Source organism: Paraferrimonas haliotis (assembly GCF_002282895.1).
Taxonomy (GTDB): Bacteria; Pseudomonadota; Gammaproteobacteria; order Enterobacterales; family Shewanellaceae; genus Paraferrimonas; species Paraferrimonas haliotis.
In genome coordinates, this window is sequence record NZ_NRRB01000003.1 from 473,142 (window position 1) to 499,630 (window position 26,489).

At 48.0% G+C, this 26,489-nt stretch carries 30 protein-coding genes; 11 read left to right on the forward strand and 19 right to left on the reverse strand.

What is annotated here, in order from left to right:
* Positions 1–117: 117 nt before the first annotated feature.
* Positions 118–765: a LexA family protein gene (locus CLC91_RS08770; protein WP_000854920.1), complete on the reverse strand. Its 648-nt coding sequence runs from the start codon at positions 763–765 to the stop codon at positions 118–120.
* Positions 766–882: 117 nt separating this feature from the next.
* Here CLC91_RS08770 and CLC91_RS08775 point away from each other — a divergent pair, with 117 nt between their 5' ends.
* The 7 genes from CLC91_RS08775 to eexS are packed head-to-tail and all read left to right on the forward strand — an operon-like array spanning position 883 to position 4,558.
* Entirely contained in the window at positions 883–1,134 is a 252-nt protein-coding gene (locus CLC91_RS08775) for a helix-turn-helix domain-containing protein (RefSeq protein ID WP_000451746.1), read from the forward strand.
* A 55-nt stretch (positions 1,135–1,189) separates the two neighbouring features.
* Complete coding sequence (locus CLC91_RS08780) at positions 1,190–2,059, forward strand: hypothetical protein (RefSeq protein WP_087504544.1); 870 nt, start codon at positions 1,190–1,192, stop codon at positions 2,057–2,059.
* Positions 2,046–2,708 (forward strand): DUF6475 domain-containing protein, encoded by a 663-nt coding sequence (locus CLC91_RS08785; protein WP_007105460.1) that lies wholly within the window; start codon positions 2,046–2,048, stop codon positions 2,706–2,708. Before CLC91_RS08780 ends, CLC91_RS08785 begins: the two co-directional genes overlap by 14 nt.
* Positions 2,695–3,243 carry a lytic transglycosylase domain-containing protein gene (locus CLC91_RS08790; RefSeq protein WP_087504543.1) on the forward strand — a complete coding sequence of 183 codons (549 nt, stop codon included), beginning with the start codon at positions 2,695–2,697 and terminating at the stop codon, positions 3,241–3,243. Before CLC91_RS08785 ends, CLC91_RS08790 begins: the two co-directional genes overlap by 14 nt.
* Positions 3,240–3,539 (forward strand): flagellar transcriptional regulator FlhD, encoded by a 300-nt coding sequence (locus CLC91_RS08795; protein WP_000210563.1) that lies wholly within the window; start codon positions 3,240–3,242, stop codon positions 3,537–3,539. The genes CLC91_RS08790 and CLC91_RS08795 overlap by 4 nt, the downstream gene beginning before the upstream one ends.
* Positions 3,536–4,069, forward strand: a complete 534-nt coding sequence (locus CLC91_RS08800) for a FlhC family transcriptional regulator (RefSeq protein WP_000566753.1) — start codon at positions 3,536–3,538, stop codon at positions 4,067–4,069. The genes CLC91_RS08795 and CLC91_RS08800 overlap by 4 nt, the downstream gene beginning before the upstream one ends.
* 57 nt (positions 4,070–4,126) lie before the next feature.
* Positions 4,127–4,558 (forward strand): entry exclusion protein EexS, encoded by a 432-nt coding sequence (gene eexS / locus CLC91_RS08805; protein ID WP_087504542.1) that lies wholly within the window; start codon positions 4,127–4,129, stop codon positions 4,556–4,558.
* A 32-nt stretch (positions 4,559–4,590) separates the two neighbouring features.
* Here eexS and CLC91_RS08810 read toward each other — a convergent pair whose 3' ends face one another.
* The 17 genes from CLC91_RS08810 to CLC91_RS08885 all read right to left on the reverse strand — a co-directional run bounded on the left by CLC91_RS08810 (position 4,591) and on the right by CLC91_RS08885 (position 21,653).
* Positions 4,591–8,160 (reverse strand): conjugal transfer protein TraG N-terminal domain-containing protein, encoded by a 3,570-nt coding sequence (locus tag CLC91_RS08810; protein ID WP_095498550.1) that lies wholly within the window; start codon positions 8,158–8,160, stop codon positions 4,591–4,593.
* 3 nt (positions 8,161–8,163) lie between these two features.
* Positions 8,164–9,552, reverse strand: a complete 1,389-nt coding sequence (locus CLC91_RS08815) for a conjugal transfer protein TraH (protein ID WP_025610843.1) — start codon at positions 9,550–9,552, stop codon at positions 8,164–8,166.
* A gap of 2 nt (positions 9,553–9,554) precedes the next feature.
* On the reverse strand, positions 9,555–10,499 hold the full coding sequence (locus tag CLC91_RS08820) for a thioredoxin family protein (protein ID WP_032469947.1): 945 nt from the start codon (positions 10,497–10,499) through the stop codon (positions 9,555–9,557).
* A 92-nt stretch (positions 10,500–10,591) separates the two neighbouring features.
* Positions 10,592–11,296 (reverse strand): hypothetical protein, encoded by a 705-nt coding sequence (locus CLC91_RS08825; RefSeq protein WP_095498551.1) that lies wholly within the window; start codon positions 11,294–11,296, stop codon positions 10,592–10,594.
* 89 nt (positions 11,297–11,385) lie between these two features.
* Complete coding sequence (locus tag CLC91_RS08830; protein WP_095500273.1) at positions 11,386–12,459, reverse strand: DUF7146 domain-containing protein; 1,074 nt, start codon at positions 12,457–12,459, stop codon at positions 11,386–11,388.
* Between the two features lie 91 nt (positions 12,460–12,550).
* Positions 12,551–12,892: a plasmid-related protein gene (locus tag CLC91_RS08835; RefSeq protein WP_095500274.1), complete on the reverse strand. Its 342-nt coding sequence runs from the start codon at positions 12,890–12,892 to the stop codon at positions 12,551–12,553.
* Positions 12,892–13,389: a RadC family protein gene (gene radC, locus CLC91_RS08840; protein ID WP_000791199.1), complete on the reverse strand. Its 498-nt coding sequence runs from the start codon at positions 13,387–13,389 to the stop codon at positions 12,892–12,894. Before radC ends, CLC91_RS08835 begins: the two co-directional genes overlap by 1 nt.
* An 86-nt stretch (positions 13,390–13,475) precedes the next feature.
* Positions 13,476–15,131: a VWA domain-containing protein gene (locus CLC91_RS08845; RefSeq protein ID WP_095500275.1), complete on the reverse strand. Its 1,656-nt coding sequence runs from the start codon at positions 15,129–15,131 to the stop codon at positions 13,476–13,478.
* A 69-nt stretch (positions 15,132–15,200) separates the two neighbouring features.
* Positions 15,201–15,641 (reverse strand): hypothetical protein, encoded by a 441-nt coding sequence (locus CLC91_RS08850; RefSeq protein WP_095500276.1) that lies wholly within the window; start codon positions 15,639–15,641, stop codon positions 15,201–15,203.
* Between the two features lie 61 nt (positions 15,642–15,702).
* Complete coding sequence (locus CLC91_RS08855; RefSeq protein WP_000027441.1) at positions 15,703–16,656, reverse strand: DUF3150 domain-containing protein; 954 nt, start codon at positions 16,654–16,656, stop codon at positions 15,703–15,705.
* 98 nt (positions 16,657–16,754) lie between these two features.
* Positions 16,755–17,519: a hypothetical protein gene (locus CLC91_RS08860; protein WP_431311543.1), complete on the reverse strand. Its 765-nt coding sequence runs from the start codon at positions 17,517–17,519 to the stop codon at positions 16,755–16,757.
* A gap of 2 nt (positions 17,520–17,521) precedes the next feature.
* The gene (locus CLC91_RS08865) at positions 17,522–18,481 is read right to left on the reverse strand and encodes an AAA family ATPase (protein WP_001959209.1); all 960 of its coding nucleotides are present in this window, start codon (positions 18,479–18,481) and stop codon (positions 17,522–17,524) included.
* Between the two features lie 209 nt (positions 18,482–18,690).
* Positions 18,691–19,707, reverse strand: coding sequence for a YqaJ viral recombinase family nuclease (locus CLC91_RS08870; protein WP_045611049.1), 1,017 nt, complete (start codon positions 19,705–19,707; stop codon positions 18,691–18,693).
* A 61-nt stretch (positions 19,708–19,768) separates the two neighbouring features.
* Complete coding sequence (locus tag CLC91_RS15030; RefSeq protein ID WP_023584058.1) at positions 19,769–19,912, reverse strand: hypothetical protein; 144 nt, start codon at positions 19,910–19,912, stop codon at positions 19,769–19,771.
* An 81-nt stretch (positions 19,913–19,993) separates the two neighbouring features.
* Positions 19,994–20,812: a phage recombination protein Bet gene (gene bet, locus CLC91_RS08875; RefSeq protein ID WP_095500278.1), complete on the reverse strand. Its 819-nt coding sequence runs from the start codon at positions 20,810–20,812 to the stop codon at positions 19,994–19,996.
* A 79-nt stretch (positions 20,813–20,891) separates the two neighbouring features.
* Entirely contained in the window at positions 20,892–21,311 is a 420-nt protein-coding gene (locus CLC91_RS08880) for a single-stranded DNA-binding protein (RefSeq protein ID WP_012368368.1), read from the reverse strand.
* Between the two features lie 15 nt (positions 21,312–21,326).
* The gene (locus CLC91_RS08885) at positions 21,327–21,653 is read right to left on the reverse strand and encodes a plasmid-related protein (RefSeq protein WP_095500279.1); all 327 of its coding nucleotides are present in this window, start codon (positions 21,651–21,653) and stop codon (positions 21,327–21,329) included.
* 367 nt (positions 21,654–22,020) lie between these two features.
* On the opposite strand from CLC91_RS08885, the gene CLC91_RS08890 reads away from it, so the two are divergent.
* On the forward strand, positions 22,021–22,623 hold the full coding sequence (locus tag CLC91_RS08890; protein ID WP_095500280.1) for a hypothetical protein: 603 nt from the start codon (positions 22,021–22,023) through the stop codon (positions 22,621–22,623).
* Positions 22,624–23,125: 502 nt separating this feature from the next.
* A complete protein-coding gene (locus CLC91_RS08895; RefSeq protein ID WP_095500281.1) occupies positions 23,126–23,416 on the forward strand; it encodes a putative quinol monooxygenase in 291 nt (96 codons plus the stop codon).
* Between the two features lie 272 nt (positions 23,417–23,688).
* Here CLC91_RS08895 and CLC91_RS08900 read toward each other — a convergent pair whose 3' ends face one another.
* Entirely contained in the window at positions 23,689–24,630 is a 942-nt protein-coding gene (locus tag CLC91_RS08900; protein ID WP_095500282.1) for a LysR family transcriptional regulator, read from the reverse strand.
* Between the two features lie 100 nt (positions 24,631–24,730).
* Between CLC91_RS08900 and CLC91_RS08905 the strand changes: the two genes are divergently transcribed.
* Together CLC91_RS08905 and CLC91_RS08910 are read left to right on the forward strand one after the other, a co-directional pair.
* Entirely contained in the window at positions 24,731–25,759 is a 1,029-nt protein-coding gene (locus CLC91_RS08905) for a B12-binding domain-containing radical SAM protein (protein ID WP_095500283.1), read from the forward strand.
* Between the two features lie 23 nt (positions 25,760–25,782).
* Positions 25,783–26,334, forward strand: a complete 552-nt coding sequence (locus CLC91_RS08910; protein WP_095500284.1) for a DUF1349 domain-containing protein — start codon at positions 25,783–25,785, stop codon at positions 26,332–26,334.
* Positions 26,335–26,489: the final 155 nt, after the last annotated feature.

The following is a 26,489-nucleotide window of genomic DNA, read 5'->3' on the forward strand; positions in this document are numbered from 1 at the left end:
TGGTTATCTAATCGGTTACCATTTACTCTCAGCGTGCGCCAATGCTCAGTTGTAGCTGTTTGCAATCGTTGCTTCTTCAGCTCATGAACAACTGTGGCTAAACCACAAATTCCTTCGCTACCAGAAATCGATGATAGCTTGTCGTACTACACCGATGATGGTGCAGTTGCCGTTGATCGGTATTGCCGGGTATTGCGGGTTCAAAGGTTTTAGATACTTCTGTTCACCATCAATAACCAACTGCTTAAAGGTTGCTTCTTTCGAATCATCCAAACGCGCAACAACCAATGAACCTGAAGAGTAAGGTAACTCAGGATCAACAACGATCACTGCTCCCTCAGGTATGGATTTTTTTCCGCTTGGATTTTCCATACTGTCGCCTTTTACGCGAAGTGCGAAACAACCCTCATGTGCTTTCCCAGTGACTTCACGCCACTCCTCAGCATCTTCATGGGCAAATCCCTCCGCTATTTCAGTCCAATCACCGGCCTGAACCCAGTTAATGAGAGGAATTCTTCCCTTAATATCAGGCCCGACTTCTACATTACCGACCCCCAAGCCAATCTCGCCATCACCTGTGGCGAGCCAATGAGCATTCACGCGAAGCGCCTCCGCGATCTGCATGGTGTAACGAGACCTAGCCGATTTACCAGAGCAAATCTGGCTGATCGACTGCTGTTTGATACCAATGCGACGAGCCAACTCAGACTGAGTCACCCCAGTAAGCTGCAAGGCATGGTTTAGTCGTTCGGATAAAGTTTTCATAAGCCCGTATTCTACAAATAAAACTGTAGCCTTTCAACAATTTTAACTGCTGACTTAACTACAGTTTAAACTGTAACATTCAATCTTGTAACAGTTATTATTGTAACAGGAGACGGTATGGAAGTGTTCAACACGACACAAAAACATCTCCGCCGTGCCATTGACTTGGTCGGCGGGCAATCAGCATTAGCACGAGCCATCAACTCAAAACAGCAAAACGTCTGGTTTTGGTTGAATAAATCAGGGCGTGTTCCCGCTGAATTCGTTTTACCCATCGAACAAGCTACGCAAGGACAGGTAACCCGATCCCAGTTAAGACCGGACATCTATCCCGAATGCCCAAGCGAGCTGAAAGCCAGTAACCAGTAGGATTAAGGGCAAATAATGGTCAGCATTTTACGTAAACACAAAAGCGAGTTCCTCCATGCGTGATTATGGCAAGGTCTATACCCGCTTTTGGCTAAAGCAAAACGTTTTGTCCTGGAGTGACTCAGCGAAGTTGCTAGGACTGTATTTGCTTACATGCCCACATTGTAATTTGCTTGGCTGCTTTCGATTGCCGATTGGTTACGTTGCTTCTGACTTGAACTGGGATGAGCAACAGGTTGCCAAGGCTCTAAATGAGTTAGAACAAGATCATTTCCTCATTCGTTGCGAGGAATCCGGTTGGACTTTGATTCGGAGCTTTCTGAAGCACAACCCAATCGAAAACCCGAACCAAGGTAAGGCCGCCTTTCGGTTGCTTAAAGATGTACCTGCCGACTTCGTTGGTATGGCATCGCTTTTGAAATCTCTTGCCGCTTTTCAAGCTCGGCTACCAGAAGAATTTTCATCATTGTTTATGCCTGATGGCAACCCGGTAAGGGACTCTCAACGGTCGGATGACTCTGAGAGAAGCAATAAACCAACAATTAAAACTGTTGGCCACATACAGTTTGAAGACTTCTGGGATGTACAAATACGCAAAGAAAAAAAAGCGAAAGCCAAAGAAGAATGGCTTCGCATGGGCCTCAATGAAGACCATGAACTCGCCTTGGAAGTGCTAACACGCTGGAAAGAGCAACGAGACAACCGATTGCAGTATCAAGATCGGACTAAGACCCCTATGCCACATAACTGGCTTTTAAACCGGCAATGGGAAGACGAGTACGTTCGCATTGATGAAGTACAGCAATCATCGACGAGCCTAAAGGGCAGCAATCACCAATTGAACATTGAAGAAAGCAATCGCCGCATTGCTGAAAGCTGGGCCGGACCAGGTATTCGGGAGGTTCGTTCAAGTGCAGGAGGTTGATAAACGCGAGTTTGCTGAAGTTTGGGGAGCAGCTTGGGCCATGTATGGCAAAAGCGTATCACCACAATTGCTATCCATCGCATTTGAAGCCCTTCGTGCTTATAGCATTGAAGAAGTGCGAATCGGTCTGACTCGGCATATTCAATCACCGGATACTGGGCAATTTTTTCCAAAGCCCGCTGACGTCATCAAGCATATCGATGGCAACTCGGGTTCAAGAGCCATGGTTGCTTGGAACAAAGTTGACAAGGCTGTTCGTCAGGTTGGCGCTTGGACATCCGTGATGTTTGACGATGCGCTTATTCACCGCGTTATTTCAGACATGGGGGGATGGGTTGAACTCTGCAAGGTAGATGACAGGGAATACCCCTTTAAGCAAAAAGAGTTTTTAACACGCTACCAGGCTTACTTGCTGCGGGACGAAGTGGGTGAATACCCAAGGCTATTACAGGGTATTGCAGACCATCAGAACCAGCAAAAAGGATTTGATATGCAAGCGCCTGTTGCCGTGGGCGACTGGTCAAAAGCGGCACAAGTTTATACGAGAGGCATCGCCGACTTTAGCGCAGTGCCTTTAAAAAGAATAAGCCCGAAAGCCATTCAGGCGCTTCTCGGAAATCAATTAGAGGACAAAAATGAAAACGATTAAAGCAAAAACCATTGCCCTAGCGATAGCCATGTCCGCAAGCACTTCAGTCTATGCTTTTCCGGGCTATCAGTGGGAAAAAGCAGCACAAAGCGTTGGTATTGATCCAGTCATGCTCTACGCCGTTGCCTTGGCTGAGTCCGCCTCACATCGTGGTCTCAACATGACCAGCCCATGGCCATACGCAATTCGCAATGGTTCAAATGCAACCTACGCCAAATCTAAGACAGAAGCAGAGCAACTGTTAAACCAAGCACTGCAAGAGAGTGAAAAATACCAGCTCGATATTGGCCTAATGCAAATCAATTTGCATTGGCACGGACATCGGGTGAGTTCAGCAGCAGAACTGCTAGACCCCATCACCAACCTAACTGTCGGCTCCAGTATTTTGGCCGAAGCAATCAAGTCTTCACCAAACGATTTAGAGCTTGGCATAGGCCGCTATCACAGCTGGAACGAAGAGCGTGCACGCTGGTATGGGCAAAGAGTGCTTTCTATCTATCGCAATATTTTACATGAACTGGAGGTCCGTCAATGACAACCAATCAACAAGACTTCTATCAATTAAATTTGGCGTACCTACACGCAGCACGAGAATTAGCGCGAATTGATCCGCAAGAGGCGGTCTTGCGCTTTGGACTTACACGCGACGTGGTGGATGCACTGATTAATGCTGGTGTTGACGACCTGCAACGAGTGGCGACTTCATCATTCATGCTGTTTCAACCAAGGGGTAACCAAAGCCAACTGATTGAGATGGTGAAGAGCAAAGGCACAGGTATCCCAAGAATCGCTTATTTATTATCAACCCTAAACAACAAGGGGGATGCATGATTGATAACCTGTCCAAAAGTGAGCTGTTTACCCGAGCCTCGCTGCTTATTAAATACGGATTTAGAACAACCATTATCGCGCTCGATACAGGTTTGCCAATCCACATTATCAGAAGGCTCCACAAAGAAGTGACCGGCAAGTCACCTTGTCCTGGTCAATTGCCAGAATCTGATGCCATCGTTAAAAGCAGAAGAGCATTAGTTGAAGGCTCTCTGCTGATGGCGCTTTATGTCAATATTGGTGGTGATAATGTCTACAAGCAATTAAATATCGATGCTTTGATGAAGGCTTACGATGCGTACTTGGTTGCAAGAGAAGAAGCAGATCTTCCAGCTGAGATCCCCTGGAAAAAACTAACCATCAATGAAGGTTGGGTTCTAGCTCGTGATTTAAGATCACAGCTTGCATCCTTACACCGGTGTCGATGCGGCAGTCTGTATTTGACGGTATCACAACAGCGCATTCAGCTTAAATGCCCTGTGTGTGAGATTATGGCCGAGCAAACCACTAGAGCACTTTTTGAGAACTAACATGCTGATGCATGATTTGATTGTGCACCGCCCGTGCACTTTGAGAGTACTAAGAAGATGACAAACTTACTTAAATCTTTACCAGCACGCTGCTGGTTTATATCACTGGGGCTTTTTCTGGCGACTTTGGCTGCGGCTCATTTTTTTCCATCAGAAATATTAACGACATCTGCCAAGTTAGCGGCTTTGCCATTTCTGTTCTGCACCGTCTTTTTTTTCAGCTACTTGGGATTCAAAGCGACCTGTAATCCCATCGGACTTATAGCCATAATCACTATGCTTGTAGCAATCGCATATTGGCAAGCGAGTTGGACAATTGTTGGTTTGGGACTCTTTTTCTTAGCTATTTGTACTGGAATTAGATTCTTGAGTAACCAAGTTAAAGATTCGGGTAGAACTTTGAGCATTGAAGAAAAATGGTATTGGTATAAGCTCCATTCGTTTTTTGATGGCTTTTATCCAAGGTATCCCAAAAAGCCAAAAAAATAGCCAGCCAACCACAAGCTGGCTACCTTCTATTTTCAGTTCCTTCCTGATGCCTGGTTATAGGCCCTAATATCAATCAAGTTGTTCTGAGCATAATCTCCCGCAAGGGATGCATTTGAGATCACCGCTATCTGCTTATCCACAAATGCTTTATCTTCTTCGGACACACTGTCAGGAATGTAAGCGCCACTCTCATCCTTTTGACGATACTCATTTAGCATTTGCTCCCTTAGACCTAGCATTTCAGGCGACCAACTCGATGAGTCTTCAGAGTTGAATACGCGCCCCGCCAAACCTTCATTGAAAGCTTGAGCGAACACTTGACTTTGAATCGGGGTCAATCCCATTCTCTGCCCTTCGCTGTATGCTTCCTGTTTAAAATCATCGGCGTACTGTTCTAAGAACTCACCGTATCGATTGTTAACTGCCGCACCGAATGCCCCAGCCAACATGGCTTCAGACTTAGTGCCCCAGTTAACTTCGGAGGCATACTGCGAACTCGATCCACTGTATGCATCATTAAACGCCGTCAAAGGATTTTCCAAAGAGGTTCCGGCGTCAACGGCTGCTTTTAACCCATCCCATGTTGATTTGCTGGCCACCGTTGCATTGTGCAAGAAACCTCGTGAGCCAGGTTCTGCAAGGGCTTGCTCCTTGTAACTCTCATAGTCTTCGCCAAAATGATTCAAGGTATGCAGTGCTGCATCAGTATGCTTGCCACTGAAATCACCAATAGCCCTGGCGCTGTTGAAGAACATTTCAGCACCAGAGACTCCGCTATCATCAGCCATAATGCGAGATCGCCACTGAGAGCCAGCTTCACTGTTTAGTCCAGATTGATAGGTACTTGTGTCAGAAGCTACGGCCTGCTGGGCTTGTTGCTGATGCGCATTCAGCTGTCCATCTACACCAGAAAGATTGGTTTGGTAAGCAGATTGAGCCGAATTGAACTGCGTTTGAACTGTTGCAGCATCCTCATAGCCTCCCAGAACACCGGATTCAACTTGGCTTTGAGTGCCACCAAAAGTAGGTGCAGTTGATGACAAGCCTTCATTAGAGCGTGGCTGAATAGATCGTAAATCGGCTCCGGTAGCCATGGCCATAACAGTCATTGCTGCTTGATAGTCATTGTCTCGTTCAGCGGGCGTCGAGGAGTTGCTATAGGTTAAAGACTCCATAGCTGCGGCCACATACGCCTGATTATCATCAGGTAGCAAGCGCTGATACATTGGAAGGTTTTCACGTAATCGGTTACCTGCTTCAACATGCTGGTTCATATAGCGACCTAAATAATCCATGACTTCAGGATTATCCGCTGCTAATCGAGTTAACGTCGCACCATCCGTGTTCCTTTGTCCTGATAGACTGTAGCTGGCCTGATCAAGCTCACTAAAGCGGTTTGATGCCGTGATAACGTCTTGTGCTGAACTCTGAAGTGAATGATAGTCTTGATTAGACAACGACATCTCAACGCCAGAGCGTCTTGAATCTGAAAGGTCCTTAACCATCGCATCGCGAAACTCAGCACGTCGTGAATCACTTGATGCCAAGCTTTGCATCTCCCCAGTGAGCGTATTTGCGGTCGTAGATCGAGAACTGCCCTCTGATGACTCAACTTGGCCACTAAAGTTACCACCTAAATCCAAGCCTGCTCGTACCCTTGATAGTTTTGGTACACGAGATGAGTCTGGCTTATCCACTCCTGGCAAGTTGCCCTGTGGAGAATCATTGCCGCCAGTACCAAGAAGCCTTCCAAGAAAACCCTTGTCAGCAACTTCTTTCTCACCGGGATTTGTAATGGTTCCATCGCCACCGACCCTTAAGCCTCCCGATAACACGCCAGATACCAAGCCACGTACAGCATCTTTTTTATCGTCGCCAAAACCATACCGAGTTTGCAGGTCATCAGTAACCTGATTAACAACGGCGCTAGATGCTGAGTTAGATGAGCCGATCTGACGTCCAACCGAAGAAAGGTTGTCGTAACTTAGCTTTTCACCAAAGGTTCGACTCATGGTATTGCCAACCTGACGACTAAAGGCTTGAGTTGCCTGAGTCATGGATTCTTTTGCAGAGCCGACCATTGAACCCACTGCGTTTCCGACAGAGAAACTGCTTAGTAGGTTTGACGCGCCGGTCATAGCAGAACCAGTGAGGGCTGAATTTTGGAACATTGACTGTGATTGCATTACCGGGGCATTTTTCGCGACATCTGGACTTGCCATCTTTTCATCAATGGCATCACCGTTTTGAAGACGTCCAGCCAAGTGGGTAGCGGTTATTGCTGAGCCATACACGAGCATGAGCGAAATCGCCGGAACACTCGACGCCAACATGCCGCCAGTAGCTATCCAGGTTTGCAGCACTGAATCCATCTGCATCATCCCAGCAAAAGATGGCACTTCTGTACCTGCAAAGGCATCAAGCGACGACATTTTCCCAGCAACGGTTAAATGAATATACAGGTTAATGATGGCCATGACAGGCATCCAAAGTTGAATCCAAAGCAGGATTAACAAGTACTTCCCGGCCATTCGCATCCCGATTTGGCCAAGGGCTATCACAAAGGCCATCAAAGGGGTGATGGCGTAAATGAACCCCTCAAAAAACGTCATCATCGGACGAACGATACTTTGGAACAGGGTCTGCTCCGCCGCCCATTGCGTATTGCGCTGCTCAATCGCTTGGTTAACCATCACGGCAGCGGTGAAAGCTTGATCATCCATATACTTGCCCGTCACGCTTTGCTCATAAATAGGCAAAAGCACCGACGAGGTCATGTACTCTTGGGTGTTAACCGAGGCCAAACCAAGATTATTCAGTGCATTTCGGATCACGTCATCAGTATCCGTTGCTGACGAAGTCCCCAATGAGGCTGACAAAACCTGTTTAAGCCTTGGAATGAAGGTTGATTCTGTCATGAGTTTCAGTTGGCTATAGGCATCGGTGCAGTCCAGATCGCTACTGCTACCACTGAGCATGATGCGTGTGCCATATATGCGCGAATCAAACCTAATCGCAGTCATCGGGTTAGGATCACTCAGCACCTGATCTAGGTTCTTTTGGCCGATGTCGATGCCAATCAAGGTGCATTCTTTGATGTAGTTAAACCACGATTGCTCGATATCTGAGCCACCGACACGATTTGCATCACCCAACCCAGAGCGATCCATCACCTGTTTTCTCACTTTAATCAGTGACTGTAAACTGGATGCAAAGCCGTATTCCGTCATGGCGGGGGTTGAGAACGCCGTTTCAAACAATCGCGTGATTTGAAAGCCAACAGTCGAAATCGTACTGCCTGCGGCTGCAACACCGATGGGCACATTATCAACCACTCGAACTTGTCCCGTGTACGCATCCTCAATGCTCACTCGGGTACTGGGCCCAAACATGGTTGCAAAGACTAGCCATGAGACTAAAACATGTTGAAAGTTAATCCCACGACCACCTTGCATTAAGGCCTGAACAGAGACCATCAATACCCCAATGAGCAAGCCAATGCGAACCATTGAAGTAAAATCTCCTGTACCAGTGATCATCGCGACAGCGTTCAGGACCTGCTCTAAAAAAGCCGAATCCCCGATGGAATAGATTTCCCACATGACCTATTCCCCCAGCGCCGTAGATTTAACGGTGTAATAACGCTGTTTGCGAATGGTCTGAATCACCTGATTAAAATGCGCCAGCAATTCTTGCTCTGAACCGTATCTTCGCTGTAACGCGGCGTATTCCTCATTGATTTGGCGACGTGCACGTTCAAGGTCTTCAGTTAACAACTTCGCATAGGCATGATCTTCTACACCAGAGGTGCTTCTAGCTGCATTGAGCATGTCTTCAACCAATGCTCGGGCCATCTCAACAGCAATAAATGGCGCCGCTCGTGAAGCAAACGACCTAGCAGCCCCTTCATTTAATGCAGAAAGTGTTCGAATCATGCCGCCAATGCTCGCAGGAGCCGATGTCATAAAAGCCTTTTCGGTGGTGCTAGCAGCTCCTGTATTTCGAGCAAACTTAAAAATAATGCCGTTACTGGAACCTGTACCAAGAAGTAAATTTTCTACTTGGGTTGATAACCCCGTCAGGGTCACGTTAGTGATTGTCGGATTCAGACAGCCGTCTTGTGTCACTGTGTCACATCGGTACATAGCGACGTTACCGCCGTGAATTAGATGCTCAATAGTCACTTTATTGCCATTCAGTCTGGTCAGTTTCGGGGCTTTACCTTGGCCATCAGCGGCATTCGCTAAATCACCAACGATGATCGAACCAGTCACCGACATAACCGCTTCAAGAAAACGGTCATCCCCCGATGCAAACCAGCTTGATGCCGAGTGACGTTTCAGTGCTCGCCAGACCAAGTTACCTTTAATCGTTTTGTTCACATCCGATGCTGCGACACTTGAAGCATTCTCATAAGGGTTCTTACCGTTGGACTCACTCCAACTGGTAAAAATGTCTCCAGCCCCTTTAAGTGAGCTCAACATGCTGGCTTCTGTTTGCCCCTTTTTACCAAAAGCAGCCAGGGTATCGTTCACGACTCCCTGAGCCATTTGACAGGAATTGCCAAAATACTCGTTCAACTGCTGGATTTTCTTTTGCAGTGTCTCCATGTGCTGGGAGCATTTCTCACACATAGCACTGAGCGCCAATTGGAATGCGTACCCCTTGGCGTTTGCAGCAACAGAGCGAAGTAATTGAACAAACTGATCCGCATTAACAAATGACAAACTTCCCGCGAACATATCAATGCCGCCACAACCAGCTTGGAATGACGGAGGCACCATAGAGACGAGGTTTTCGTTCATGATTCTGTTACGGACAACAACGCTTCCGCCAGATATCACACCACGACGTTGACTCTCGAATACACCAGGCGCAGTGGTGTTGGTCATTGAACCAAACAACTGGTTCATCTCCTGTTGCAAGCTTGCTTGGCTCATAGATGAAAAACCAATCGCACAGGCGATTAGCGATACTCGGAATACTTTTTTCATCATTATAACCCTCCTTGTGCACGCAGATAGCGAACAAGGAACTCAGGGTCCTGTAATATCTTTTCGTTAAGCTCTTGGGCTGACATCGCGAGTGACACGCCGGGTTGAACAGGTCGGGTGGCATAGTAAGTTTGATCGTCAATCCAACCGGCTTGATGGGCTGCGAGAATAATTCGATTATTGAGCTCATCAAGGCTCATTGCACCTTGGCCAATGGGAGTGATGACATTAGGTGGATCAACTAAGAACACGGCAGGGACAGTCGTAACGGACAACGATTGAGCTTGTCCTGAATCGACTTTGAAATTGGGAAACTCTCCACCCGGTAAAGGCAAGCCATCGACAGCAATAGCAAATACCTCGAAACCGTAGTTCAAAGCCATGGATTCGATGATAGGCGCTTGAGCATGGCAGTAAGGGCAATCTGAACGATAGAAAAAGAACAAGCCTGCTCGCTTTGCTACTTCACCTAAAGCAACATCCCGTTGAGCGCCAGCTTCTCGGTCCATCCGATTAGCAGCGTAGGTCGCCAAGGGTCTGCGACTGATTTCATCCAAAACAGGATCGCCCATGACCACCTGCTGACTAACATCAGCAAACTGTGAGCCCTTATCCATCATGACTCGCTGGAGATACAGATAGGCTCTGACATTCTCATTCGTCGGCTCATCAATTGCCTTGTCCATGAACGACTGCATGTGCTCTCGGAACCAGGCAGCACTGAAGGGTTTTAGCTCGTCCTTTGTGGGCTCCATGACTCCAGATTCCGGCTTTATTTGCTCTTCAGACTCCGCTGGCTCAGGAATGACCTGATACCAAAACCAGCCTTCCTGACCACGCTGATAGAATTGCCCATCACTGGCATGGGCGGGCAAGATGAATAGAAAGAAAATAATGATTGGGATGGTCACCCATAGGATGAACCAAGGTAACAAAGGCGTTCTCATTGTCAGCTCCAGATATTTCACAGAGCTAACATGCTAAAGATCCCCGTAAGAGCGATTGGCCAGATAGATGAAGGAATCGTGTGTGTTTCTGACTATCTATTAAACACTGTTACTAACGTAAGTACGTTGGCTGATGGCACCATCACAAAGTGCATACCAGAGCTCCCATGACACCAAAACTCTGCCTGTACGAAATATTTTTTTGCTTTCTTTGAAGCTATACATTCTGGCAATAAAGATTTTGCCAATTCTGTGCTACACAATTTAGCGCACAAAGCCTTCCAAGGATGCTTAGGAGCACCGTCTGAAAGCCGTTCCACAAACCGTTCCAGTGCATGACGAGTCACCACGACAGGTCCAATGTTCGGAACGTTGATGACCTCATCGATTTCTCTCACTGTAGCATTATCGACGCTGTATTCTTCGAAGGAATGTGAGAGCCAATCGTCCCGCTTCTCTACCGAGATCTGTGCTTCCTGGTATCGAGTGAGCAAAAACCTAGTCAGGCTGTAAAGTGAATGCTGAGTTGAGCGTTGTTTCTGTAACTTTTTGATAGCTCCTTTACTAACTCGGATTTGAAGCCCATTACCGCTTCGGTTACTCCCCATCACATCTTTCACTGACAGTAGGTGATGAATAGCATAAAGCTCAGCTGCAATTGGCTTTTGCTGCTCAGGTAGCTTGTCGTATTGTTCACCTAAATCGACCTTTAGCTCACCACCTCTTCGAAGGCCGGTCTTCCAGTAAACCGTAAACTCACCATCAATCTGCTTTGTTAACAGGGTTAATACCATCATGTTTGTTTCTCCTATTGGTTATCTATTTTTCATTCTCCATGTTTTTTCAAATATGCAAGGCGCAAAAAAAGGGGCCGAAGCCCCTTGGATCAGATATGAACTTTCGGAAAGCCCATGGCACCGTAAACATTCAGCACATCATTCCAATCCCAACTTTTCACGCCGAGTGACGTTGGTATCAGAGGGATCAAGACTTGTGTCAGAATACCTTTTTGCCAGGCTTTTTTCTTAAGTTCATTCGCTGCATTCAGGCCGGTCTCAGAGAGATCGTGATCTGCCCAGATGTACAGCATTTTCACATTACTTGGTGGCTCAAACCTAGCCAGTAGCGTTGCATTCACAACCGACCAACATGTTTGCCCCGTTGCTCTGGTTACCGCTAGGGCCGTTTCTATACCTTCAGAAACACCTAGGACTTCACCAGGCTCACCTATAGGAATGGCACCACCAGTGATTGTTCTGTCACTTGGTATCGGCATCATCTTTTTAGGCTTTTCAACCGGCGCTTTGAATCCATCTTCACTTAGGTAGATCCGATGAAACGTGGCCGAACGCCCTTGCTGCGTAACGATTTTACCTAGCAGCGCTGGGTAGCTATCGATAAACAGACCATCTTCATCATGGTAAGGCAAGCTTGGATGAAACCTCAGCACCGAATCCCATTCAGGACGAAGCCGCGTCACAATGCCACGACGATGCAAGTAGTTCCAAACAGGTTGCGCACGAGTATCTGCAAGAGATAACGTTTCTCCCAACGTTTGATTCAAACGATGGATAATCGCTTTGTCCTCGTCCTGCTTTCTAGCCCTCCAATCAACTGAGTTACTCGGTATTGGCCGAATAGGCGCTTGTATTTGTCCGGGTTGAATACCAAGAACCTGGCCGATTGCTTCAATAGACTGAGCAAAGTTCCACCCATTAATCCAAGACAACAGTTCAAAGCCATCATGAAAGATACCGCAGGTATTACAAACGCCACCACCGGTATATTCAGCATCTTTGAACAGCCTAAAGCCATCACGACCGCCATGAACAGGACAAGCCACATGACGGCCTTTTCGAGCAATAGCGGCATCAAGTTCTGGCACCAACGCCGCCAGTATTTGAAGCCATTGGCCATTAAGATATGGCCTTACTGTTTCAATTTGTAAAGGTAACGCCATATAACCTCCTTAAGTAAAAAGCCGACTCGTACCACAAGTGATAAAAGTCAGCTCTGGGCCTGCATTGAGCCGTTTGGTTAATGCAGGAACGTTAGTCAAGCTGGATACCATGTCGTCTTAATAGCCACATGATGGAATCACGAAGCACATCAGGATCGACAACCGCAGCCATTGCGCAAACACGAAAGCAAAATGGCGTTAATTCGTCATTTTGAATCCACGACAACACATCCTTTCGCAATCGAGTACTGACACGACCGTCCAGCAATACACGGATCGCATCCAATAGAATGCCTTCGCGTAACTGCCAGATTTCCGTGTCAGACCAAGTGACTGGGGCATCATCAAACTCAAATAGAAATTCGAGCTGTGCTGATGTGTGCTGATAGGACTGCTTTTGTGATGAAGGAGAATGGGCAATGCGCCCATTCATTAAAGATAACCGCGTTCGGCAAGCGAAACGCAGCCCTCGGATGCGACCACGACATGGTCAAGCGTTCGAATATCAACAAGTGACAAGGCGTCACGAAGTCGATGAGTGATGCGTTTATCAGCTTCACTGGGTTCAGGATCACCCGATGGATGGTTATGAACCAGTATCACTGCTGCCGCATTAAGCTCTAGCGCACGCTTTGTTACTTCCCTTGGATACACGCTCGCCGCATCTAAAGTGCCTTTGAACAGCTCTTCAAATCGAATGACGCGATGCTTTGTATCAAGAAACAGCACACCAAAAACCTCGTGCTCATACTCGTGCATCAGTGTTTGCAGGTATGAGAACGCCGATGATGGCTGTTCAATTTTGCGACCTTTACTCAATCGACCACGGGCAAGCTTGAGCGCCATATCTAAGATATCTGCTTCAGTCACTTGCTCAGGAACGATGTAAGTACCGGCTTCTTCGCCAGCTAAGAACTTTTTGTTTTTCATAGGAGTCTCCACAAAAAAAAAGCGGAGACGAACCCATGCCCTGACGGGGACGGAATCGTCCCCGCAGGGTGGTATAATTGATGTGGTTACTGAATTAACAGTTGTTGTGTTACTTCGAATAACTCACGCTTTAGATCTTTGACGTCATTAATCACAATGCTTTGAGGAAAGAATTTCTCAACACTGCGTGTTTGAATCCCGATCCCCAGCAGCTCAAAGCCACTGCGTCTGCACCGGTCAACAATGTCATGCGTGGCAGCCCAATCATCTGGGTCACCATCCGTTAGCACTATCATTAGCTTTCGCTTCTGTTTTTGCGCTAACAAACTGTTTGCCGCAAACCACATTGCTTGTGCCATAGGCGTACAACCTCGTGGTTTTTGGTCAAAACAGGCGGCCCGATGTCGAACCGATTGCTTGGGCAATAACGCGATAGAAACTTCCTGATGAATACCAGGAAAATAACTGACCGCAGGTACAACACCCGGTATGCCTTCCAGTGCCATGGCCAAAGCCAAAGCGGCTTCATTGGCAACATGAAAGTACTTTCGATTACCTTCGCCAATGGGTTTACCCATTGAACCCGATATATCGACCAGCAAGTGCACAGCAGCATTAGGCGCAATGCGAGGTTGCCTTTGAATAAACAATCTCGACTCACCGGCTTGTGAAGCGGCAAGACGATGGGTTGCAACTCGAAGACCGTGCCTTTTGGCATGATTCCGATTGTCCTGACTGGACTGAACCATGCCCCTAAGTCGGGCTCGAATTTGAGCGGACTCAGACGCCGATAAGGTCAAGATGGCCTCATCACCCAACATAGCGTGCTCTGCTTGGGGCAAACTGAGTGGAGTGACACCCTGATGCCCTTCAGCTTGTTCCGACAACACTTCTGCCACTTGGGCAAAGGTGTCGGGTTCAAACTGAGCGGCACTGGCCTCTAAGGCTTGTCGCAAATTGTCAGCTTGATCAGAGTTATCTGAATCCCCCGTTTCAGCAGCATCCCCCATTGCAGACGAGTCTGCTTCCGGGGTTTGACTGTCACTACTGTTATTGCTGTCATTACTCGCATCTTGTCCAATGTCATTACCGTTATCAGCATCCGACTCATCCTGTGGTGGACGAGATTCTTCTTCCAACATGGCAACGATGGCATCGACAAGTTTTAGCACTTCACCTGTAGACGCTAGGCTAGGCACTGCTGTCAGCATGGCGCTTAACCGGCTCATCGCTGCGGCAGGAAAGAGTTGTCTCACTCTTTCATCGACTGCTTGATACAAAGGCGTCAGCGCTTTCTGGCCCAGAAAATGGCATCTCAAGCGGAACAACAACCATGCTTGCAAATTAGATGCAGGCTCAAGCTGTTCAGGTACACACATTTGCTGTGTGTCCACCATGTACTCAATCACTTGCGAAATACTGCGCCGGGTTCCGGGGTAATCCTTTGCCAATTCGTTTTCAATGCGAACATCCTCAATGATATTGAGAAGTGCCTTTCGGATCGGCTTGGACGACGCCTTCTGCACCATGTCAAAATTGGTATGCCGAATATGCGCCGCTTCATGAGCCAGATAACCCCAAGCTATCTGTTGATAGTGTGGGTCGTCTGGGTTTGCTGTTGGGATCACAATCCGCTCACCATCGGTAAACGCATCTTGTCCTTGAATAAGCACCTTCACACCAAACTTTTCGCCATAAGCGGCGGCAACGATTGGCAGTGCGTTTTTTAATGGATGATTCATGGGAGTCTCCTAATCATTAGGGGGAATACTCCCTCAGCGGGAGCGTTTCCCCGCTGGGAATGTGGATGTTTAAACCTGTGCTTTTAGCTTATCCAGGTCGTATTTTTGACCTAACCAAGCCACCAATTCAGCAGGACTCTCGTGCTGTTCAAATGACGTTTTAAGCTGGTCTAAACTCAGGATGTCATCCAATGTCAGACCGTACTGGTCTTGTAACTGAGTAGACACCTCGTGTTGATATTGCAGCCAGTCCCGCTCAAAAGCGGCTTGCTGCAATGCCATGTTTGGAACAAATACCATGGCTGATAACCAAACACCTTGTGCGTCCGCATCTGCGATCAGCACAGGGTTCTTAGGGATCACGACACTATGTGTTGAGTACGACCGTTGTACTAACGTTCGACAACACGCCACTTCTGGTATCGATTCACTTTCAACAGCATCAGTCACACCACGAAAATGCGGTTCAAACTGGTTCAGTTGGCTGGGGTTATGGATGGTTGATTGCATAATTTCCTCTTACATAGTTCAGAGGACATGCGCCCTTCAGGGCAACATGCCCTCAAGGACGTTAGAAATAAAATGAGTTTGGTACAGTCGAACCAAGGTTTGGTCTGACGGTTGGTTGGGGTATTGCACGTAAGTTATCTGCCTGAGCAGATACTGGCTGTGCGGGTTTAGGTTCAGGTTTGGGCATCAGTTGTCTGATATCCAATTGACCTTCACCGTGCATTCTCATCTTGTCTGGATCAGACAAAATTAAAATGGTCGCCATCAGTTCGTGATAGAGATTGTCTGTCACAGGGCCGGTCTTCGGCAGACGAACAAATAAATTGTCCATCGCTTCAACCATCGGCTGAACTCGATGATCCAGGAATGACAAACCATCCAACTTGTCTCTTAATCGCTTGAGAGGATTAAGGGCTCGCTGGCTGATTTGATTCTTACCTGCAACGGAACGCTCAAACAGTTCATTGGCATCACGAGCCACCTCCCTAAAGAGGGTGTGTCCCATGCCATTGACCTTGTCATCTAAGCCACCAGCTTGTTCAGCCGGTTGCATTCGATAGATGGCATAATCGAACTGAAGCCGTTGTTCCACGTCTTCGATGGGTGACAGCGCACGCCGGATTGCATCTGCAAATTCCGGGTGTTTTGCAACCCAGTCAAACGTCACCTGATCATAGTTGTCCAAGAACAACTGCTTGCACTGCGCAAACTCCTGACCGATCCGGTCAAGCTCTGGAACAATCTGATCAATTCGGTCTTCAGGGACGGCATAGCCACCTAAAAACCGCACACCGACTTGCTCACACAAGCGTTGCGCTTCTTTCTTAAGCCTTTCAAAGTTCGCCAATGCCTCAGGGTCGCAAATTTTTTTACTCCCTAAGCTGGCAACATCCTTCGGTGGAAGTTGGCTGCCATTGGCTAGTCTGAAATCTTCAGGCCTTAGTTTTTTTCTACCGCTCCAGATGGAACAGTCGATGTGACAAATCAAGAGTTTGTCGAGGGTTTGAATACTCATAGTGCATCCTCATGCGAGATGGGGACGCACCACTCCCAACAGGAGCAATGGCCCCCGTTTGGGTGGTAGTAGTTGACGCGCTAATGGCAACATCACTATCAAAAATAGTAATTTTGCGAATCAGGCGACGATTGGTTGAGATCGATTTTCGCAGGCATTAAGTCCAGTGCTTTAGCAATCGGGCGAACCCGCTCTAAATCACTGCCTAGCAACCGCAATACATCTTTTTCCAACTTCAGTTGGTCGGATACTTCTATCCCTTCAGGACTCGCTACTGTGAGCGAACACAGTGGTGGTAATTGACGCTTAAAGGCCAGTAACAGCAACAATGGCCACGGGCCATCATCAGTGTTAACAATGCCAGCGCCTTCACCTGACACCATGCTGATTTGATTGGTACTAGGTAATTCGCTTTTGCAAAACCCTAATGACCATTCTCCAATCCTGACCTGGTTATCATCAATAACAGCCAAGCCATAGGCTTCAAGCAGCTTTGCCATATCGAACAACGCTTTTTGAGCCAGCGAGACTTGGCCATTGACGTCCTTGCGAGTACGAAACTCCCAACTGACGTTATTGGCGCACGCGACGCTATCTAGCGCATTTGAGAGTTCAAATGGCCTCCCTTGATGATCAATGCCGACTTGTCCAACCAATCGATAACCCTTGTTGATTTTCTCATTGATTCGTCGGTCTGCTTCAGCGTTAGGATCAGTCGAATCAATCAATCGCTGCTGCGACAATTGACCGGCTTTTCCAAACCGAACTTCAATCTCCTGGTTATCTGATCCAACATAAATGGCCCATTCTTTGGCTGTCCCATCAGAATGACTGTAACGGTAAAGAGCAAAGCACTTTTCCATCATCAATCCTCCCAGTGATCACCGAAGACATCAGCGGCAATACGGTGAATGGCTTCACGTTGCTCCAACTCAGCACGAGCCGTCAAAGACCGAACCAGTGCATACTCCACTGCGTTAGGAGCACCTTTAAAAGCAAGTGTTAACTTTGCCCAGCGCACCAAGGTCCGAGTGGACATGGTGATACTAAGCTCAGCACCGCCATCCGCGCCCCCAATAAAAAGACGACGAATGTCACCAGCCACCTTCACCATTTTTTGGCGAAAGACTTCTGGCAAGCCCGGCGCAACGTTCTCCAGAATGGCTTCCTCTACAGAAGGCTCTGCATAGGTCGCTTCGATGATTCTAAAGCGATCAAGAAAAGCCAAATTCTGTTGAAGCACACCTTGATACAAGCCCGTTTGGTCACCGCTGCCCGCACTGTTGCCGGTTGCGATAAAACGAAACTTGTTATGTGGCATGATGATCTCACCGCCATTTTGTGCGATGACCAACGGGGCACCTTCCAAAATGTCATTGAGCCCAGCCAGTTCAGCAGGCTCAGCAAGATCCATTTCATTAATGATCAGCAAATGGCCATGCTTTACAGCCAGTGCCAGCGGTCCATACACAAAGGTCATGTTGCCATTAACCAGCGTGTGGTGACCGATAAGATCGGACAACTCCAATCGACCGTGCGCAGTAATTTGCTGAACAGGCCAATTCAATCGAGAAGCAACTTGGCAAATTAGCGAGGTCTTACCGCATCCAGTGGGGCCTGTAATATACAAACCGTCACCGTCTGGGTTAGACAAAAACGCCAATACGTCACGTAAGTCTTCTTTTCTAAAAACATACTCGTCCTTGCGAACGGGAATGTTTGGATGGGTAGTGTCGGCACCAAATCCTTCCAGAACGAAAGCATCAGGAGCCGGGACATTAAACGCTTGATTCACTTGAACCAAAAATGGGGATTGTTCAGTCATGGTAAACCTCATCTGTTTTGACGAGGCCCCATGCCCCAACAGGGAATGAAGTCCCCGTCGGGTGGTGCGTTGATTGTGGTATGGCTGTGTATATAAGAGTTCAGCTCGCTCTATCATTCGTACCCAGCATTGGCTACGAGTGAAACTGCTTTCTGATGCACTCGATGTAAGTACATGAGAAAGGAGCCGAAATCGGCTCCAAGTGAACGTTAAAAGTAAAATGAGCTCGGCGAGTCACCAGGCAGAACCAGGTTCTCTTGCTCAAGGCTGATTTTGATTGGTGTTTCAACGGGCTGCTCTGGCTTATTGGTGCTGATACGCAACCGCTCTTGTGGCGCTTTTCGGTAAGCAGCTAAAACCTGTTCGTCCAGCTCGCCTAATTTATCGGTGGCCAATTGCTTATAGTCCACCGTACCCGCCATCATGTAGCGGCTGAGTTTGACCCCAGCATAATCTGCATGAGCGTAGTTACCCATCATAGCGACCAATTTCGACTGAGCTTCTCGCATTTCTTCTTTCAAAGATTTGATGTGATTTTCCAGTCGAACCACTTCGGCATGTGCTGAGCAATATTGCCGAGACAGCGATGTCCAGCGGTATTGGGCTTCACCCTTAGGAACAAAACAATCTTGCTCAGGGCATTTTGACGGTTCTTTTTTAGTCTGTACTAACTCCCAAAACTGAAGCGCCGTTTCTTGCAATTCAGTTAAGAACAATGCGTCTCGTTGTATTTCAAACTCAATCAGTTGATCCTCAAAATAGAAAACCAACCAACCTCGCGTGCTATTGGCGACCAGTATTTGATGCTGTACTTGTACCCAATACAACTGGTACGCCTCGCTTTGTTCTCGGTGAGCTTGCACATCCTCAAAAACTGACTGGCAAGGACATTTCAGTTCAACGGGTTCGCCCGCATCGTTGATGCCATCAAAGCTGGCTCGAAAGATTGCGTTATGATCGGCTTCTGCACATAACGGCAGAAGAAAGTCATTATGCGCATTCTCAAATGCTCGCCTTGCTTGAGGCTCCAACCGTATACCGCGAAGCACATTTGGATTATTCGACAGGTCTTCCGGTAATACGAATCCGGTTTTTTCTGCCCATAATCGCCAAGGTGTTTTGTAGGGTGAACGCCCCATAATAATTGGGGCTTCAGATGCCGTAACCCCTGCAATGCGCCACTGGTGCCATGCAGGAGTACGTTGTGATAGGTCGATAACCTTCATATTGTCTCCTTTGAGGGGGAGACTCCCCCGAAGGAGAGAACTCCCCTTCAGGGTTAAGTGGTTACTTTGCAGCTTGTGCTAACGCTGTTTGGTGCTGAACAACACTTGCTTGAACCGAATCAATTGCCGCTATACCGGCTTGAATCGAACCTATGACAAGGGCAACAACCAATACCAAGCGAAAAAGTGAGGCTGATTTAGTCATGGAAGATCTCCAAAAAATGACGAGACCTTCCCCCTGACGGGAGAATAATCCCGCCAGGGTTAGTAAAATGAATGCGTGGCGCTAAGAAGCTAAAGGCTGTGTGAGCGCTTTGGCTGCTTGTTGCTGTGCATTAAAGATTTCTTGTTTCGCAAACGTCAGCTCAACACCTTGAAAATGTTCATTGGCATATTCCAATGCACTATTCCAAGCGTTTGAAGCTTCCGCCCGCTCGATAAGCTTGTAAACAAGCCCTCGGGTTCGATCATCAACTTGCTCGGGTGGAATCACCGATGGTTCAACAACGTGTGTTGTTTGGCCTTCGATAATTCGCTCTGCTTCGTCTTGATCGAAAATTCCCACAAAGCCAAACGCAATGCGGGAACACTGGATCATGGATTTATGTCTTAGCATTCGCTTAGTGTGCGTCTGCCATGGACCATCTACACGGTAAGGGCCATTTTTGCCGTTGCCTTCAAAAGGTGGTCGATAGACTTCATCCAGATACTCAGTGATTTTGACCGGGTGCGAACGGTCGCGCCGGTAGATGATGCATTCCATCCATTCCGGGCATTCTTTCGCGCCATCCAGGGAGACTTTGTTTTCTGAAGTCTTAAACTCCATGCCATCAAACTGGTCGTGTTGATTAATGATGCGAGACCATCCATCGACACCTACCACTGGAATAATCCCAGCTTGTTTATCAGGGAACGCAAAAATCTCTTTGGTGAAAGGGTTCAAGCCGTACTGATCTGCAACCACCAAGAGCGCCATCATCTGCTCATTGGTCGGTGCACTACCGTCACGTTGCTTGAATGCTGTTGCTTTTAGGGTATCGAACAGTTTGTTTGGATCGACACTAAAGCGCTCAGCAAAGCGTTGAATTAGCTTTGGTTTTTCCATTGTGGACTCCGACAATCAAAGTGGGAGTCTGCCCCTGACGGGAAAGTACTCCCGGCTGGGTTAAAGCGTTTTTGCTCGGTTAAAAATCTGGTTCAGGATATGTTTGTGCCCAATTAGCTTGGGAGCTCGCATCATCCGCCGGTGATGGCTCAGATGCTTTGTTCACACTATCAAGAAGCAGAAACTCGTCCGCGTCCACTTCGGTCAATCGATGCTTAATGCCATCTTTCTCCCATGAGCGCGTGCGCTGAGGCCCTTGAACAAAAAGCTTCGCTCCTTTTTGGATCAAATCTTTTGCTCTTAGCCCTAACTTAAATCCACCACGATCTCGAAAAACGACCCGATGCCATTCCGTATGCTCTTTGAGCTCATTGGATTGACGGTCGCGCCATTTCTCAGAAGTGGCCAGTGAAATGCTGGTCACTAAATCACCTGATGGATAGGCTCGCGTCTCTGGCTCAGAGCCAACGTAGCCTATGAGTGTTACTTGGTTTTTCATGATGTTCTCCTCGTCTTAGTTGAACTCTGTGCACACAGTTGCTTCTACCCGACTGGGCAAAGAAGACTGACGACGCAGATAGGTTGGTATTTCGAGTAAAGCCATGTCGTACTGATGTGGCTCTTTGTAAAACGCAGATGTCAAACGGGGCATACCAGGAGCTTTAGGCACTGCCATTGGACGACGTTTTGGTGTTGGTGTGAGCAATCGCTTGATTTGAGTAAGTAAAAATCGAAACGGGCGCACGCTTTGATGAGCAAGCAATCGCAAAAGCGACCAGCTCAGTTTTGCAAGCAACATGATGCCTGCGATTTGGATAATAAATCCGAAGATATATTCCATTGGTGACTCCTTAAGTTGGTTTTGAAGGAGTCACCCCCAACTGGGGAAAACTCCCCCAGCTGGGTGGTGAAAAGGCGAACCGTAAGGAACGCATGGTTGAGCATGTAAAAACATGCAGGCTATTTGTTTAAGGAGGCTAGCTACCTCTTAGTACCACTGAGAAAACTCAGCGGCGGGCTTCCTTTGAGCTCATGCTCTCAGGCGCAGATATCACTGAAACAGATCAGCAATATTTGATAGTCAGTGTAACCGTCTTATCCAGACAGGATAGTTAGAAAGATGCTCAATTCTTCCACCTAGCTGAAAGGCCATTACCTCACAGAGGATTAGTCTAGGGACTGATTATTGTCATATCAGGAGCAAACTTATGGCCCAAGCAAAACCCAATTACTCAAAACCCATCTTTGAACAATCATTCACAATTAACAGCTTACAGGCGCAACGTGTCGTTGACCGTGTTTTTAGACGGACGGTCAGTGCGCTTTACGGAATCGATGTCATCCTGCGCATCATTGGCGATGAGAACGAAATTGATGAAGTGGAGCAGATCATTAGCCAGTTGATCGAGGATTGCGCTAAGGCGGTAGACAACGAACAAGCTCGTTTGGACAAACTGATGGAGTCCAACGGTATCGATGAAGTACCTGACTACACCGACCCGATTACCTTCAACGCCAAAATCAGCTCGCCTCAGGTTGGCCAGTTTGTTGGCTTAGTGCGCAAACTCGATGCGTTGATGATCTCAATGGACACACTCTGGTTGTCTAGCGTGCTTAGCAACAAGCAACGTGTTGATGGTAACCACGCATGGCAACAGCGCATCATCAAACTGGCGCGACGCATTATTGATATCGAAATTCGAGCACGAAAATCAGCCCAAGCTAAGGGAAAACAAGCTGAAGTTGAACAAGCGGTGCCTTCTACCGATGACGATATCACTGAAGAGGAAACAGATAACCCCGCCAGCTAGCCAACTGGGCTCCCATCAACCAGCCCCTCTCGAAGGGGCTCCTCAAAATTTGGTGTTGTGGGCTTTGAAACAATGGCTTCGAGTTTTATGCTCCTCATCACACTTATGGGCAGAAATCAGTTAGACTTTTTACTCTAAATCGAACAGTTCGGATAATTTCAGATAGGGGAAAGCGAAAAAGACGGTTTTGTTGTTCTGAGACATTGGCTGCTACAAGCCACCCAATATTCCGCAAAACACAAATACCACACATAGCGAATCTGTCTTGAAGCGAGCCATTAGAAGTCATGGCTTTAGTCAACGTAATTGAAGACAGAACAAACCAACATGCTTTCCATAGCCCTTAGCACAAGACTGTCAATTTTTATCAAATCTAAATTGATAGTCATTAAAATTTCGCCCTATTCAAGTAACAACTATTGCGGACTACCATAGTTTCGACCTGAGGGGCTTGCCGCGGCAAGCCTACTCAACGGCAAACAGACACGAAGAGGAACACAACATGTCAAAGCTAACTATCGTTGCCAATATCGTTGCAAAGGCCGACCAAATTGAACTGGTCAAAGCGGAGCTCCTAAAGCTCATCGATATCACCCGCGCTGAAGAAGGTTGTATCAACTACGATCTACATCAAGATAACGATAACCCGGCACATTTTACTTTCTACGAGAACTGGGCCTCTCGCGAACTATGGCAAACCCATATGGCTAACCAGCACCTTGCCGATTACATGGCTGCCACTGAAGGCGCAGTAGACACCTTCACCCTGAACGAAATGACTCAAATTGCCTAATTGCATTTTCGTTAGTGTGCGTTTTTAAGCGAGGCTCGGTTCAACACCCGAATGAAGCTGACTGGCGTGCTGGTAACCCGTAATGTACTGATAGCCTGGCCGAATTTGCGGCAGCGCTAATCGCGAAAAAGGCGAAATGGCCCTGGGTTATTACCCTTGGACCGGCTATTACCCCATGCCGTCATAGTGCTTAAGTCGCAACCAGGGCATCACTGCACTGTCGTACCGACGACAGTGCGTCACACTGCGCTGACTTAGGTCGGCGCAGTGTTTTACTGACGCTTCAACACTTGTTTATCCACAAGCCCGCCTTCGACCAAGCGGCTGAGCAATTCCTTGGTTTGCTCGGTGAAATAGTCACGCAGCACACGTAAGGTCGGTGTGATTGACTGGCGACTGGGGCAGACCAACCACAGCTCAGTAGGGGTCGGTTTAAATTCAGGCAATACACTCACCACCCGTCCTGCCAACAAATCTTCTGCCATATCCAAACAGGATTTCACCGCAAAGCCGTGTCCTGCCACACACCAGCGGCGCACCAAATCGCCGTCGTTGGAAGCGCGATTGCCTTTCAGCTTTACCTTCACGCTTTGCTCGCCTTGACGAAAGCGCCACTCATTTTGCACGATATCGCTCAACTGATAGAACAAGCCGTTGTGTTGCTTCAACTCCTCAGGGTGGCTAGGGCTGCCATACTGCGCTAAGTACTCTGGCGCAGCGCACAGTAGCCGAGGCACATTACAGATCTTAAAGCCGTACATGCTGGCATCAACTGGCGAGCCATAACGCAGCGCCATGTCCACAGCATCTCGGTAAAAATCGATATTGCTGTCGCTAATGTTCGCGCGCAGTTCTACCTCGGGATGATCGCGCAGAAAAACATCCAGCCACGGTGTGACCACATTGCGCCCTAAATCGGAGGAGAGCGCGATACGCACCTCGCCGCCCAACGCATCCCGCCCTTCCTGCACATTCAGTTTGGCCGATTCCAGCAACTGCAACGCCTGTTGGCATTGGGGCAGGTAGCGCTCACCCGCAGGCGACAGGCGTAGCTGGCGAGTCGTGCGAATAAACAGCTCAACCCCTACCGCTTTTTCGACGCGCTTAAGCGCCGCGCTGGCAGTGGCCATTTGCATATCAAGGCTGTTCGCCGCAGCGGTAATACTGCGAAACTCGGCCACTTTGAGCACCACCTGCAGATCATTAAGAAGCATATTATTCAACTGGAAATTGAAAATGTATCAAACACTATAGTGTTTTTCATTTAGGTAGCAAGGCGTAGCATGGCGTCATTCATCACACACAGGTAAAGCTATGAACCCGCGTCAGTTCCAACAAGGGCCGATCCGCCCGCCTTCAGAGGCCGACAGCTTGTTGATCCGCACCACCCAAGGCTGCCCATGGAATAGATGCAGCTTCTGCACCTTGTTCGAAGGAATGAACTTTTCAATTCGCCCGGTTGAGGATATCCAACGCGATATCTGGGCGGCGAAAGCCTTTTACAAAGACCGCGTGTTCACCCAGTGCTTCTTGCAAGACGGTGACTCCTTTGCCATGGACACCGGTGACCTTCTGAAGGTATTGCATACGCTGAAACAAGCGTTTCCCGAGCTTACCCAGATCAGCTCCTACGGCCGAGCCCAAACCATGAGCAAGAAATCGCCAGAGGAGATGAAGGCCATCTGCGATGCAGGCCTGAATATGCTTTACTGCGGTATGGAGTCTGGCGCCATAGAGGTGCTTAAAAAGATGAAAAAGGGCATCACCCCAAAAACAATCCTCAGGTCGGCCGAATACGCCAAACTGGCAGGGATGAAGATGATGACCTTTGTCATTATGGGGCTCGGTGGCAAAGAGCTTTCTGAGCAGCATGTCAGCGAGACCGCAGCACTACTTAACCAGATCAACCCCGAGGAAATCCGCGTGCTGACCTTGGCGGTTAAGCCCGGCACAGAGCTCGATGAGATGGTTCAGCAGGGCAAGTTTACGCCACTGAGCGAAGTTGAAATGGTCGCCGAGCAACAGGCTCTGATCCGCCAGCTAAGGGGCATTAACAGCCATTATGGCAACTACCACTCGATTAATCTGCTCACCGAGCTAAACGGTCAGCTGCCAAACGATCAGGAGCGTTTTTTGGCGACCACCGAGCGTTTCTTGACGATGCCGCCAAATACGCAGCAAAACTTTATTTTGGGACGACGTATTCACTATTACGGCAAGCTGGATGACATGAGCAATCAGCTCTACGTTGACACTGTCGAGCGCGAGCTGGCCAAACTGGCTCATCGCAGCCCGGAGCAGCTAGAACACGTGTTCTATCAACTGCGCCAACGAATGATCTAAGTGTTTCAAAGGAATCATTAATCATGTTCGATATCACGCATTGGCAACGACTTAACGACCACCCTGCCCACTGGCGAATTGATAACCAAACACTGAGCGTAAACGTGTCGCAGGGCAATATCTGGGGTTATGGCAACGCCCCAGTAAACAACCTGTTTCTGTTGCCTGTTAAGGAAGATGACATCAACGCGCAAGTCACCGTTACGCTCACCCCAAAGCGCCCTTACGAGCAAGCTGGACTCGCGCTTTATTGGGATGACGACAACTACATTAAGATAAGCAAAGAAATGTTTAACGGTCGGCTGTCTTTGGTGTTTGTGGTCGAGGCCGCAGGCCGACCTGCTATCGAAGCCATGACCGACTTTACCGAATCGGTGGTTAGGTTAGGTATTACCAAACAAGGGAGTGACGTCAGCGTGCACTTCGCGCCTTTAAGTCCTGATCAGCAGGTGCACTGGCAAACACTGGGGAAAACCCAAAGCCTTGCGGGTAACCCCCAAGGCATCATGCTCTACACGTTTGGCGGCTCTGGCCAGGCAGATAACGCGGCACAGTTCTCAGCATTTAGCTACTAAACAACAAGGGGCAACCATACCCCACCTCCGTAGGTTATTTGAGTTACTCGTTAATTTTGGGAATGATAACTTTGGATAACATTTCCTACCGTAAACACGAGGCCAGAATTTGGACTGGTTCAAAGACTGTAAGAAGAAATGGGGCAAAAGCGCGT